Annotated in this window: 13 protein-coding genes; 5 read left to right on the top strand and 8 right to left on the bottom strand. The window is 64.6% G+C overall.

What is annotated here, in order from left to right:
• Nucleotides 1-59: 59 nt before the first annotated feature.
• Complete coding sequence (locus tag DBIPINDM_RS07780; protein ID WP_258585189.1) at nucleotides 60-986, top strand: aldose 1-epimerase; 927 nt, start codon at nucleotides 60-62, stop codon at nucleotides 984-986.
• A 34-nt stretch (nucleotides 987-1,020) separates the two neighbouring features.
• Here DBIPINDM_RS07780 and DBIPINDM_RS07775 read toward each other — a convergent pair whose 3' ends face one another.
• From DBIPINDM_RS07775 to pcaQ, 8 genes are all read right to left on the bottom strand, one after another.
• Nucleotides 1,021-2,466: an aldehyde dehydrogenase gene (locus DBIPINDM_RS07775; RefSeq protein WP_258585188.1), complete on the bottom strand. Its 1,446-nt coding sequence runs from the start codon at nucleotides 2,464-2,466 to the stop codon at nucleotides 1,021-1,023.
• A 39-nt stretch (nucleotides 2,467-2,505) separates the two neighbouring features.
• On the bottom strand, nucleotides 2,506-3,291 hold the full coding sequence (locus tag DBIPINDM_RS07770) for a coniferyl-alcohol dehydrogenase (RefSeq protein ID WP_258589215.1): 786 nt from the start codon (nucleotides 3,289-3,291) through the stop codon (nucleotides 2,506-2,508).
• Between the two features lie 2 nt (nucleotides 3,292-3,293).
• Nucleotides 3,294-4,361 carry a branched-chain amino acid ABC transporter permease gene (locus DBIPINDM_RS07765; RefSeq protein ID WP_258585187.1) on the bottom strand — a complete coding sequence of 356 codons (1,068 nt, stop codon included), beginning with the start codon at nucleotides 4,359-4,361 and terminating at the stop codon, nucleotides 3,294-3,296.
• The gene (locus tag DBIPINDM_RS07760; RefSeq protein WP_258585186.1) at nucleotides 4,358-5,254 is read right to left on the bottom strand and encodes a branched-chain amino acid ABC transporter permease; all 897 of its coding nucleotides are present in this window, start codon (nucleotides 5,252-5,254) and stop codon (nucleotides 4,358-4,360) included. The genes DBIPINDM_RS07765 and DBIPINDM_RS07760 overlap by 4 nt, the downstream gene beginning before the upstream one ends.
• Nucleotides 5,251-5,979 carry an ABC transporter ATP-binding protein gene (locus DBIPINDM_RS07755; protein WP_258585185.1) on the bottom strand — a complete coding sequence of 243 codons (729 nt, stop codon included), beginning with the start codon at nucleotides 5,977-5,979 and terminating at the stop codon, nucleotides 5,251-5,253. Before DBIPINDM_RS07755 ends, DBIPINDM_RS07760 begins: the two co-directional genes overlap by 4 nt.
• Entirely contained in the window at nucleotides 5,976-6,623 is a 648-nt protein-coding gene (locus tag DBIPINDM_RS07750; RefSeq protein ID WP_258589214.1) for an ABC transporter ATP-binding protein, read from the bottom strand. Before DBIPINDM_RS07750 ends, DBIPINDM_RS07755 begins: the two co-directional genes overlap by 4 nt.
• A gap of 117 nt (nucleotides 6,624-6,740) precedes the next feature.
• Nucleotides 6,741-8,057 carry an ABC transporter substrate-binding protein gene (locus DBIPINDM_RS07745; RefSeq protein WP_258585184.1) on the bottom strand — a complete coding sequence of 439 codons (1,317 nt, stop codon included), beginning with the start codon at nucleotides 8,055-8,057 and terminating at the stop codon, nucleotides 6,741-6,743.
• Nucleotides 8,058-8,197: 140 nt separating this feature from the next.
• Nucleotides 8,198-9,115, bottom strand: a complete 918-nt coding sequence (pcaQ, locus tag DBIPINDM_RS07740; RefSeq protein ID WP_258585183.1) for a pca operon transcription factor PcaQ — start codon at nucleotides 9,113-9,115, stop codon at nucleotides 8,198-8,200.
• Between the two features lie 92 nt (nucleotides 9,116-9,207).
• On the opposite strand from pcaQ, the gene pcaD reads away from it, so the two are divergent.
• Genes pcaD through pcaG form a run of 4 tightly spaced genes read left to right on the top strand, consistent with a single transcriptional unit; the run spans nucleotide 9,208 to nucleotide 11,776 of the window.
• Nucleotides 9,208-10,017 (top strand): 3-oxoadipate enol-lactonase, encoded by an 810-nt coding sequence (gene pcaD, locus DBIPINDM_RS07735; RefSeq protein ID WP_258585182.1) that lies wholly within the window; start codon nucleotides 9,208-9,210, stop codon nucleotides 10,015-10,017.
• Nucleotides 10,010-10,417, top strand: a complete 408-nt coding sequence (pcaC, locus tag DBIPINDM_RS07730) for a 4-carboxymuconolactone decarboxylase (protein WP_258585181.1) — start codon at nucleotides 10,010-10,012, stop codon at nucleotides 10,415-10,417. Before pcaD ends, pcaC begins: the two co-directional genes overlap by 8 nt.
• Nucleotides 10,407-11,162: a protocatechuate 3,4-dioxygenase subunit beta gene (pcaH, locus tag DBIPINDM_RS07725; RefSeq protein WP_258585180.1), complete on the top strand. Its 756-nt coding sequence runs from the start codon at nucleotides 10,407-10,409 to the stop codon at nucleotides 11,160-11,162. Before pcaC ends, pcaH begins: the two co-directional genes overlap by 11 nt.
• Nucleotides 11,162-11,776 (top strand): protocatechuate 3,4-dioxygenase subunit alpha, encoded by a 615-nt coding sequence (gene pcaG / locus DBIPINDM_RS07720; protein WP_258585179.1) that lies wholly within the window; start codon nucleotides 11,162-11,164, stop codon nucleotides 11,774-11,776. Before pcaH ends, pcaG begins: the two co-directional genes overlap by 1 nt.
• Nucleotides 11,777-11,792 lie beyond the last annotated feature (16 nt).

The raw sequence follows: 11,792 nt of genomic DNA, 5'->3' as shown, positions 1-11,792 counted from the left end.
TATTCATATGATATGTCTTATAGCCGTGGCGATTGGAGTCAAGGGACGGGGGAGCGCCGATGACAAAGAATTTTGCTGCCATTGTCGCGCAGCACACACAGTTGATTTCGATCAGCGACGGCATTGCGACTGTCGACATTGCGCCGGCCGCCGGGGGCGCACTGGCCTCCTATCGCTGGTGGCACAATGGCTCTGCCGTGGATTGGCTGCGCCCGGCGGATCCGGCGGCGGTCAGCCGTAGCGATGCAGGCGCCATGGCCTGCTTCCCGCTCGTTCCCTATTCCAATCGCATAAGAGGCGGCTGCTTCGAATTCGCCGGCCGTACCATCAAGTTGCCGACGACTGCCGACGATCCACATCATGAGCACGGCCATGGCTGGCGTCGGCCTTGGACGGTCGTGAGGCATGAAGCCAGCACGATCGTCCTGCGCTATCGCCACGCCGCCGATTCCTGGCCATGGAGCTATGAAGCCGAGCAAGAGATTTCCTTGGCTGACGGCACGCTTTGCGTGACCATTAAGGTGCGCAACCTGTCGGGCGCACCGATGCCGGTTGGCTTCGGCCTCCATCCCTATTTTCCGTCGACGCCGTGGACACATGTCCAGGCGCCGGTGTCCGGCATGTGGGAGACGGATACGGAGGTTCTGCCCATCCGGCATGTCCTGCCGCCTGTAGGAGCCGATCCATCCATCGGTTTTGACGTATCGGAAGTGGACTTCGATACGGTTTTCACCGGATGGGAACGCCGCGCCCGGATCTCCTGGCCCGAACACGGACGGCAGCTGGATATCGAGGCCGAGGCACCGCTCGATTTCCTCGTCCTCTACATGCCGCCAGGCGAGCCGTTCTTCTGCGCCGAGCCGGTCAGCAACATCACGGATGCCTTCAATCACACGGACGGCCGCATCGACACCGGCTGCATCGTGCTGGCGCCCGGTCTGATGCGATCCGCCAGTGTTCGCTTCACGCCGTCACTGGCTGTTTGACCTGCGCTATCGATTGCCCGAAGCGAGGGCCGGATCAGAACGGATAGTGCTGGCCCGGATCCTCGATCGTCACCCAGCGCAGATCGGTGAATTCGGCGATCGAGGCCTTGCCGCCGAAGCGGCCATAGCCCGAGCCCTTGACGCCGCCGAACGGCATCTGTGCCTCGTCGCCAACGGTCGGACCATTGATATGGCAGATGCCGGCTTCGATACGGGCGGCGACGGCCATCGCACGCTTGATGTCGCGGCTGAACACGGCTGACGACAGGCCATATTCGGTGTCGTTGGCGACACGCACCGCTTCGTCCTCACCCTTCACGCGGATCACCGGCTTGACCGGCCCGAAGGATTCTTCCGCATAGATGCGCATGGCCGGCGTGACGTGGTCCAGCAGCGTCGCCTCGACAACGGTGCCGGTGCGCTTGCCGCCGGCCACCAGCCTGGCGCCCTTGCCGACAGCGTCGGCGATGAGCTCTTCCATCTTGTCGGCCGCCTGGCTGCTGATCAGCGAGCCCAGCACGACATGACCGCGCGGGTCACCCGCCGGCAGCTGCGAGGCGCGGGCCGCCAGCTTGGAAACGAATTCGTCGGCGACCTTTTCGTCGACGATCAGCCGCTCGGTCGACATGCAGATCTGGCCCTGATGCATGAAGGCGCCGAAGGTGGCCGCATTGACCGCCGCATCGATGTCGGCGTCATCCAGCACCAGCAGCGGCGCCTTGCCGCCGAGTTCGAGCAGCGCCGGCTTCAGGTGCCGGCCGGCAAGCTCGGCGATGATCCTGCCGACCTTGGTCGAGCCAGTGAAGTTGACGCGCTTGACCGAGGGATGCGCGACCAGCGCCTCGACGATTCCAGCGGCATCCCTGGGGTCGTTGGTGACGACATTGATGACGCCCTTGGGCAGGCCGGCCTCGACCAGCACCTGGCCGATCAGCCGGTGCGTGCCCGGGCACATTTCCGAAGCCTTCAGCACCACTGTGTTGCCGCAGGCGATCGGCATGGCGATGGCGCGAGTGCCGAGAATGACCGGCGCATTCCACGGCGCGATGCCGAGGCAGACGCCGGCCGGCTGGCGGATCGCCATCGCCAGCGTTCCCGGCTTGTCCGAGGGGATGATCTCGCCCGAAATCTGCGTCGTCATCGCCGCCGCCTCGCGCAGCATGTTGGCGGCGAGCATGACGTTGAAGCCGGCCCAGGGGCCGGTGGCACCGGTCTCTTCCATCATCAGTTTGGTGAATTCACCGACCTTCGAGGCCATCACGTCAGCCGCCTTCGATAGCAGAGCGCGGCGCTCGCCAGGCCCGGTCTTCGACCAGGCGGGGAAAGCGGCGGCAGCGGCTTCCACAGCAGCGTTGGCATCGGCGACGCTGGCTGCTGCGGCGCGCGTCGCCAGTTTGCCGGTGAAGGGGTCCATCCGCTCGTAAGAGGCCGAACCGGACGCATCCCTTTTGTCGCCGTCGATCAGAAGTCCGATATCCATGATGGTCTCCTTCGCTCCGTCAGGAGCGTACTCATTGAATTAGAAGCCGAACATTTCGGCGTTGATCGATGCTTCGAGGCCACCGTCAACCGGAACGTTGGCGCCGTTGACCCAGCGCGCGCCGTCCGAGCATAGGAACAGCACGACCGGCGCGATATCGCCCGACGTGCCGGCGCGGCCGACCCTTGCAATGTCGCTGTCGACGCAGGCGTCACCCAGCACGGTGCGGAACTGTTTCAGGATCGGCGTCTCGACCGGGCCGGGGCTGACCGCATTGACACGGATGCCACGGCGTTTGAACAGATCCTGATGCGCCGCCCGGAAGGTCCACAGCAAGAGCAGTTCCTTCGAGACGGGATAGCCTTCCTCGTTCTTGACCGAGTGGTCGGCGACCACCTTGGCGACATCCGGGAAACCCTCGATGCCGACCATCGAGGCGGCGCGGTTGAGATTGGCGCGCCAGCCATAGCCGGCGATCGAGGCGACGTTGACGATGGCGCCGCCTTCACGAAGTCTCGGCGCGAGGCCTTCCGAAAGCGCCCTGAGCCCGAAGAAATTGACGGCCAGCGTCGCTGCCGCGCCGGTATTGCCGGAAAGCCCGGCGACGTTGCAGAGCGCGTCGATGCGCTGCGGCAGGCGCGCGATGAGGTCATCGACGCCAGCTTTCGACGAGATGTCAGCCTTGACGAAACTACCGGCCAATGCAGCTGGTTCGCGCACATCGACGCCGATCACGTCGGCACCGAGCTGGCCGGCGAGCTCCGCGGTGCGGGCGACAATGCCGGAGGCGACACCGGTGATGAGGATGGTCTTGCCGAAAAGCATGGTCATGCCTTCTCCTGATCAAGTGTGGTTCGCTCCGGCGAGGGCGCGGTGCCGTCATCGGCCAGAGCATTTCCCGGAAGCCTGACGCGGTAGCCGACCGGCAGCAGGCGCAGGCCGAAGCGCTCTTCGATGGTTCCCCATAGGCCGCGTGGCAGGAAAAGCGAGAACAGCACGGCGGTGGCGCCAAGGCCGACCAGGTACCAGACGCCGGTGCCGCCGAACCAGGTCTCGATGAGGAAGAACACCAGCGCGCCCAAAATGGCGCCCTCGAAGGTACCGATGCCACCGACCAGCACCATGAAGATCATGTAGGCGGTCCACTGCACGTTGAAGTAGGTCTTTGGCTGGAAGGTGATGGAGGTCGCCAGCCACAGCGCGCCGGCAATGCCGATGCCGAAGGCGGCAAGCACGAACAGCAGCCGCTTGGTGCCGGTGACGCGCACGCCGACCGACGCGGCGGCATCTTCATTGTCCCTTATCGCGCGGATGGCGGCACCGGTGCTGCCGCGCAGCAGGCCGAACAGGATGGCGAGCAGGGCTGTCATCGAGGCCAGCGCCAGCCAGTAGATAACAGCCCGTCTGGTGCCGGCATCATAGACGTTGAGCGAGATCAGCGATGTGCCGGTTTCGCCTTGCACCAGCCGGTCGAGATTGACCAGGAGATGCGTCAGTGCCGCGATCACCCACATGCCGATGGCGAACTCGCCGTTCCGCAGCCGCAGCATGAACAGCGAGAGCGGCCAGGAGACGGCGCCGACAACGACCGCCGAAACGAAAAGCGAGGCGAAAGGGTTGAGCCCGGCATCGGCCAGCCGGATGGCGAAATAGGCGCCGAGCCCGAAGAACACCTGCTGGCCGACCGAGACCAGGCCGCCGAAGCCGGCGAGAGCGTTCCACATCGCCGCCAGGATCACATAGATGAACAGCGCCGTCATGCGGTCGACTGCGCCGGCCGACAGGACCTGCGGTGCAATCGCAAGCAGCGCGATGATGACGGCGACCGTAATCGCGGCGATCCGCGACGTCGCCGTACCGCGCTCGATGACCGGTGAGGTTGAGACGGCACTCATGACGCGCTCCGGGACGGCAGCCGCAACAGGCCGCGCAGGCCAAGGCCTGATGCCGAAAGCCGCACGAACAGCACGACGAGGAACACGGCATGGCCGCCGATCAGAAAGCCCTGCGGATGCACTTGCGCGCCAAGCGTCTGCGCGAGCGCCAGCACGATGCCGCCGATCAGCGTTCCCCACAGCGACCCGGCGCCGCCGATCACCGCCGCCTCGAAGGCGAACAGCAATTGCGGCGCGCCCGCATAGGGATCGAAGGTGGCCCGCATGCCGAGGAAGGCGCCGGCAAGGCCGACCGTGACCATGGCGATGGCCGCGGCAATGGCGTTGGCGCGGCGCGCATCGACGCCGACCAGCCCGGCTGTATCAGGGTCTTCCGAGGTGGCGCGGATTGAACGCCCAAGCCTGGTGCGGGTGAGGAAAAGCTGCAGCCCGCCAAGCAGGATGACGGCGGTGGCGAACATGATCACGGCGAGCTTGCCGACATAGATGCTGCCTGGCCATTCCCAGGAATCATAGGACAGGCTGCCGATATAGGGCGCCAGCGAGCGCGTGTCGGCGCCGAACTGCTCGAACAGCATGTTGTCGATGACGATGGCCAGACCGAACGTGGTCAGGATCGGCAGCAGCGCCCCGCCGCGCGCGCTGCGTTCGAGCAGGAAGCGCTGCAGCGCCCAGCCGATCGCCGCCATCAGCGGCAGCACGATGAGCAGGCCGAGGAATGGCGAGACGTGATATCGCGAGGCGAGCAGCCACAGCGCGTAGGCGGCGAACACGGCAAGACTGCCATGGGCGAGGTTGATGATACGCATCACCGAAAACATGAAGGACAGGCCGCAGGCGATCAGCGCGTAATAGCCGCCGAGAAGAATGCCCTGGATGATCTGGTTGCTCATGCCGGAACGCTCCCGGGGCTTTTCCGGTGCAGGCCGAAATAGGCCTTGGTCACGTCGTCGCGCGAAACCTGCTTGCTTGGGCCTTCAAGCGCGACCCGCCCTTCGAGCATGCAGATGACCCTGTTGGATACCGAAAGCGCGCGGTTGAGGTCCTGTTCGACGAGGATGATGGTTGTACCGGAAGCAATCAGTCCCTGAAGGGCTGCATAGACGCGATCGACGATCAGCGGTGACAGGCCGAGCGAAACCTCGTCGAGCAGCAGCACGTCCGGATTGCTCATCAGCGCCCGGCCGATCGCCGTCGCCTGCTGTTCACCGCCCGACAGGTGACCTGTCTTTGCGTGGCGGCGCGGCTTCAGATTGGGGAACATCTCCAGCACTCTGTCGACACTCCAGTCGCCCGGCCGGCCGGCGGTCTTGCCGAGCAGAAGGTTTTCTTCGACCGTCATCTGCACGAACAGTTTTCGACCTTCCGGCACCAGCGCGATGCCCATGCCGACGCGTCGGTGCGACGGCACGTTGGTGAGGTCGGCGCCGTCCAGCAGCACGCGGCCGGCCGCCGGCGGATGCGCCCCGGCAATTGCCCTGAGCAGTGTCGTCTTGCCGGCGCCGTTGGCGCCGACCAGCGCCAGCGTCTCGCCGCGTTCGATGCTGAAACTCACGCCGCGTACCGCCTGCAACAGGCCGTGCCGGACAACCAGGTTCTCGACCGACAGCAGGCTCATTTCGGGCCTCCGCCGAGATAGGCGCGCACGACTTCGGGGTCGGCCATCACGGCCTGCGGCTCGCCGTCGGCGATGATTTTTCCCGCATCCATGCAGATCAGCCGCTCGGCCACCTGCAGCAGGATGTGGACGATGTGCTCGATCCAGACGATGCCGATCTTGCGCCGGCGCAACTCCTTGATCGTGTCGACGAGTTCACTGGCTTCGCCGTCGGTCAGCCCGCCGCCGATCTCGTCCAGCAGCAGCAGCGTCGGTCTTGCGGCCAGCGCCCGCGCCAGCTCCAGCCGCTTGCGGTCGAGCAGGCCGAGCGTCTCGGCGCGCCGGTTGGCAACGCCCAGCATGCCGCACAGTTTCAGCGAACCGAGCGCCTCCTCATAGGCCTCGTCGCGGCCAAGGCCGGCGCCGTGCGAGGCGGCGACAAAGACATTCTCGAAAGTGGTCATGCCGCTGAACGGTTTCGGCACCTGGTGCGTGCGCACCAGCCCGAGCCGGCAGCGCTGCGTCGCCGGCAAGGACGTCACGTCATCGCCTTTGAAGCTGACCGTGCCCGCACTAGGCGGAAAGGCGCCCGAAAGCACGCTGAGCAGCGTCGTCTTGCCGGCGCCGTTCGGGCCGACAATGCCAACCGCCTCGTCGGCACCCATGGTGAAATCGACCGCATCCAGCACCACAAGCGCGCCGAAGCGCTTGTGGATGCCGGCGGCGGTGAGAACAGCCTGTTGTTGCGGATGGGTCACCAGGCGATCCTCGTCAGCGGTCCATCAACCGTTGTAAGGCAGAAGCTTGGCTTCGACGGGCACCTTCGGATCGGTGGCGTTCTCGGTCACCACATAGTCGAGCGGGAATTTGCTGCCGTCCTTGGCCGCCACCCATTGCGTGCCGATGATCGGGCCGGGCGAGACATTGGCCACGGGTCCGCTGGTGAAGTCGACCTTGCCGATCATGGTCTCGGTCTTGAGCGTGCTCAGTGCCTTGGCCACCGCCGCCTTGTCCTTGGCGTCGGTGCTGGCCTTCAGCGCTTCGAAACCCGCGTCGAGCAGCGACATCGAGGCGCCAAGCTGCTGCGTCCACTGCTTGCCGCTCGCCGCCTCATAGCCGTCGGCCAGTTCGGTGCCCGAAACGCCGGTCAGCGGCGACTTGTAGGGGAAGGCCTTGTGCCAGTAGGCGGCGCTGGAAATCTTCATGCCGAGATCACCGAGGGCCTCGATGTCGGACGGGAACAGGCCGGTCTTGGCGACCTGGCAGATCTTGATCTGCTTGATCAGCCCCTGCTGCGCCGCCTGACGCCAGAAGGCGGCAAAGTCAGGCGGGATCGGGAAGGAGTTGAAGATCTCGACGCCTTCCTGCTTGAACAGCGCGATCTGCGAGGAATAGTCGGTGGTGCCGGTCTCGTAGGCGCCGGGATCGACAATCGTAAAACCTTGCTTGGCAAGAAGCGGCGCCAGATTGGCGCGGATGGCGTTGCCGTCGGCGTCGTTCGGATACATGACGCCGACCTTCTTGTTGGTCTCGATCAGGTTCCATTGCGAGATGTAGGTCTTGAAGAATTCGCCGACGCCAAAGCCGAAATGATAGGTCCATTTGAACGGCGAGGGCGCGCCCGGCTTGGCGCCGCGGCCGAAATACCAGGCCTCCCACGGCATGACGGTTGACAGGCAGGGAACTCCTGCGGCCTCGCAGGCATCGGCCACCGGATTGATTACCTCGGGCGTCGACACCGCCAGCATCAGGTCGATGGCCTGGTTGTTGATCAGGTCCTTGGCGAGCTGGCCCGCGCGGGAGGGATCCGATTGCGTGTCCTGATCCAGGATTTCCACGCTGTATTTCTTGCCGCCGATCTCAAGGCCGCCGGCCAGCGCCTTGCGGGCCAGGTCGAGCACGTAGCCGTCGGTCTGGCCGAAGCCGGCCAGCGGTCCGGTGCGCGGACTGACGAAGCCGACCTTGAGCGTGTCGCCTGCCTGCGCGAAGGCGCTTTTGCCGCCCAGCGCGAACGCCGCACCGCCGGCAATCGAGGTGGCAATGAACTGGCGCCGAGACACGCCACGAATACTGGATCTGCTACCGCTAGCGTAGGTCATGCATTCCTCCCTCTGTGGTCCTCCATCGGTACAGTGCACCAGTGGTTTGGTTCGGTAAAATGATATTTTGCGGTGTTTCATTAACCCCAGGGTTAGGAGATTTCCGATCAGGAACCGAGCCGGTTTGAACGGTCCAACGCTCATCTGGCCGGTCTGGCCGCCTCGCGAATGGTTTGCAGCAGGATGGTGAAAGCCGGCGAGGGGGCAGTGTCGGTGCGCATCGTCAGGCCGACCGGTCCCTTGGTTTCCTCGGTGTCGACCGGCAGCGCGACGAAGGCGCCGCTGGCTATCTCGTTGGCGACGACGCCGGCCGAAATGATCCACACCGCATTGCTCTGCCGCATGAAGGAACGCCCGAACGAATCCGAGACTGTCTCGATCTCGGTTGCCGGCGCGGTCATGCCGTTGGTGATGAACAGGCGATCGACAAAGGGGCGGATGACGGATTCCCGGGTCGGCATCAGCACCGGGAATTCGTCGAGCCTTGCGAAGATGTCCGCCCCCGGTTCCAGCAACGGATGTCCGGCCCGCACCACGAACAGCACCTGTTCGGAATAGAGGTGCTCGAAGAAGAAGCCGGTCATGTTTTCTGGCGCCGCCAGTCGGCCGACGACGAGATCGAGCGCGCCGATGCGCAATTGTTCGAGCAGTACGGCATTCTCGCCGGTGACGATCTTGATCGCCGCCCCCGTGTTTTCCCTGAGGAACAGGCTCATGGCCTGCGGCATGACCTTCGCCGACACGGTCGGCAGCGCGCCGATGCGGATCGGATGGCGATTGATGGCGCCGTCCTGGCGCACGGAATCGACGCCGCGCTTCAAGGCCGTAATCGCCGAGCCGGCGTGGCCGAGGAAGATCTCGCCAAGCCTTGTGACGCGGATGCCGCGCCCGTCACGCTCGACGACGGCGACACCGAGCGCCTCTTCCAGCTCACGCAGGGTTTTGGTCACCGCCGGTGCGCTGACATGCAGGAAATCGGCGGCGCGGGCCACGCTGCCCTGCCGCGCAACTTCCAGGAAGGCTTGCAGGTGACGGAACCGGATGCGGCTTTCGGCCATAATTTGATAACCCCGGAGTTAATGAAGCGGCGCAAAATATCATTTTACCGAACCAAATGCCTTGTGCAATGTGGAGATGGAGGATCGAAATCGTGCCATTCGTCACCATCGGCGGCATCACGCTGCACCATCGCCGCATCAAGGCGACCGGCAATGCGCGCGCGATCATATTCATCAATTCGCTGGGCACCGACTTCCGGATCTGGGACGATATTGTCGCCGCACTTGATGGCGAATTGTCCTTGCTGGTCTATGACAAGCGCGGCCACGGGCTGTCCGACATCGGCGACATCAGGTCGATCGACGATCATGTCGACGATCTCTCGGGGCTGATCGACCATTTCGGGTTGGAGAAGGTCGTGCTGTGCGGCCTGTCGGTCGGCGGCATGATCGCGCAAGGGCTCTATGCCAGGCGCCCGGAGATCATCGAGGCTATGATCCTGTGCGACACGGCCCACAAGATCGGCACGACGGAGAGCTGGAACAGCCGCATTGCGGTCGTGGAGCGCTACGGTATCGAGGCGATCGCAGATGGTGTGATGAAAGTGTGGTTCACCCCGCATTTCCATGCAACGCGGCCCGCCGACCTTGCAGGCTGCCGCAACATGCTGACCAGGCAGGCGCTGCCAGGCTATATTGGGACATGCAAGGCTGTCCGCGACGCCGATTTCACCGACGCAGCGCGTCGCATCGCGGTGCCGACGCTTTGCATTGCCGGCGACCAGGATGGCTCGACGCCGCCCGATCTGGTCCGCTCGCTGGCCGCTCTGATCCCCGGTTCGCGCTTCGAGATCATCCGCGACGCCGGCCACATTCCTTGTGTCGAACAGCCCGTAGCGCTTGTCGCCCTGATCCGCGATTTTATCGCATCGCTTGCCCCTGGAGCACAAACCCATGGATGAAGTCCCCGGCAACGCAGCCAGATATCGCACCGGCCTCGGCGTGCGGCGCGCCGTGCTTGGCGATCAGCATGTCGATCGGGCGGAGGTCACCGCCACCGATTTCGACCAGCCCTTCCAGGAACTGATCACCGAGGCCGCCTGGGGAACGGTGTGGGCACGGCCAGGTCTCAGCAAGCGCGAGCGCTCGATCGTCACGCTGGCGCTGCTTGCCGCACTCGGCCATGATGAGGAGGTCGCCCTGCATGTGCGCGCCACCGCCAACACCGGTGCGACGCGCGACGATATTTGTGAGGCGTTCCTGCATGTCGCCATCTATGCCGGCGTGCCGGCCGCCAACCGTGCCTTCAGAATAGCCAAGGACGTGTTTTCGGAAATGGACGGAGCCGACAATGCCAGCTGAGTCCGGCTCGAACCGGCGGCCCGAGACCGGCGCCTTCTTCCAGCGCGACCGGACATGGCATCCACCGGCGCTGACGCCGGGCTATAAGAGTTCGGTGCTGCGCTCGCCGCAGAAGGCGCTTTTGTCCTTCGACAACACGTTGTCGGAAATAGCGGGACCGGTCTTCGGCCACGCCATGCTGGGTGAGCTCGACGCCGACCTGATCCATAATTTCGCCAGGCCGGGCGAGAGCGCCATCGGCGAGCGCATCATCGTCCATGGGCGTGTGCTCGATGAGCGCGGCGTTGGCGTTCCCGGCGTGCTCATCGAATTCTGGCAGGCCAATGCCGGTGGCCGCTACCGCCACAAGAAGGACGGCTATCTGGCGCCGCTCGATCCGAATTTCGGCGGCTGCGGGCGCACCATCACAGGCGAGGATGGCTTCTATGCCTTTCGCACCGTCAAGCCCGGCCCCTATCCCTGGCCGAACGGGCCGAATGACTGGCGCCCGGCGCACATCCATTTCTCGGTTTTCGGCCATGGCTTTGCCCAGCGCCTGATCACGCAGATGTATTTCGAGGGTGACCCGCTGATCTGGAAGTGCCCGATCGTGCGCGGCATCGCCGACAAGGCGGCCATTGATGCGCTGACGGCCATCCTCGACACGCAGGCGACGATCCCGATGGATGCGCTCGCCTACAAGTTCGACATCGTGCTGCGCGGCCGCCGCTCGTCGCTGTTCGAAAACCGGCTGGAGGGCAATTGATGGCCCAATCGCTCGATCGGCTCAAGGAAAGCCCCTCGCAGACCGCGGGCCCTTACGTCCATATCGGACTGACGCCCAATTTCTGCGGCATCAGCGGCATCTATGCGACCGATCTCGGCGCGACCATGGTCAATGACAAGACCAAGGGCGTGCGCATCGGTCTCAAGATCCGGGTGCTGGACGGCACCGGCACACCGCTCAAGGACGCGCTGATCGAGATCTGGCAAGCGGATGCGGACGGGCTCTACAATTCGCCGGCCGAATTGCGCGGTGCCGCCGATCCGAATTTCCAGGGCTGGGGCCGTTGCCCGACCGACATGGAAACCGGCGTCTGTGCGTTCGAGACCATCAAGCCGGGTCGTGTGCCGTTCCGGGATGGTCGGCTGATGGCGCCGCACATCACGCTCTGGATCGTCGCGCGCGGCATCAATCTCGGCCTGCACACGCGCCTCTATTTTTCCGACGAGGAAAAGGCCAATGCGCAGGATCCGATCCTGGCGCGCATCGAGCACCGCGTCCGCGTGCCGACGCTGATCGCCGAGCGCCAGGGCGACAGCTACATCTTCGATGTCCATCTCCAGGGGGAGAAGGAAACGGTCTTCTTCGACAGCTGATGGTCAGGAGGAGCAG

It is taken from the genome of Mesorhizobium sp. AR02 (assembly GCF_024746835.1).
In the GTDB taxonomy this organism is placed as follows: Bacteria; Pseudomonadota; Alphaproteobacteria; order Rhizobiales; family Rhizobiaceae; genus Mesorhizobium.
Note: the sequence above shows the minus strand (reverse complement) of the source record. Positions and strands in the feature narration are given on the sequence as shown.

Bases quoted from the DNA above. Each gene is read 5' to 3' on its own strand.
- DBIPINDM_RS07780 (WP_258585189.1), top strand. From the start codon at position 60: ATGACAAAGAATTTTGCTGCCATTGTCGCGCAGCACACACAGTTGATT.
- DBIPINDM_RS07775 (WP_258585188.1), bottom strand. From the start codon at position 2,466: ATGGATATCGGACTTCTGATCGACGGCGACAAAAGGGATGCGTCCGGT.
- DBIPINDM_RS07770 (WP_258589215.1), bottom strand. From the start codon at position 3,291: ATGCTTTTCGGCAAGACCATCCTCATCACCGGTGTCGCCTCCGGCATT.
- DBIPINDM_RS07765 (WP_258585187.1), bottom strand. From the start codon at position 4,361: ATGAGTGCCGTCTCAACCTCACCGGTCATCGAGCGCGGTACGGCGACG.
- DBIPINDM_RS07760 (WP_258585186.1), bottom strand. From the start codon at position 5,254: ATGAGCAACCAGATCATCCAGGGCATTCTTCTCGGCGGCTATTACGCG.
- DBIPINDM_RS07755 (WP_258585185.1), bottom strand. From the start codon at position 5,979: ATGAGCCTGCTGTCGGTCGAGAACCTGGTTGTCCGGCACGGCCTGTTG.
- DBIPINDM_RS07750 (WP_258589214.1), bottom strand. From the start codon at position 6,623: ATGGGTGCCGACGAGGCGGTTGGCATTGTCGGCCCGAACGGCGCCGGC.
- DBIPINDM_RS07745 (WP_258585184.1), bottom strand. From the start codon at position 8,057: ATGACCTACGCTAGCGGTAGCAGATCCAGTATTCGTGGCGTGTCTCGG.
- pcaQ (WP_258585183.1), bottom strand. From the start codon at position 9,115: ATGGCCGAAAGCCGCATCCGGTTCCGTCACCTGCAAGCCTTCCTGGAA.
- pcaC (WP_258585181.1), top strand. From the start codon at position 10,010: ATGGATGAAGTCCCCGGCAACGCAGCCAGATATCGCACCGGCCTCGGC.
- pcaH (WP_258585180.1), top strand. From the start codon at position 10,407: ATGCCAGCTGAGTCCGGCTCGAACCGGCGGCCCGAGACCGGCGCCTTC.
- pcaG (WP_258585179.1), top strand. From the start codon at position 11,162: ATGGCCCAATCGCTCGATCGGCTCAAGGAAAGCCCCTCGCAGACCGCG.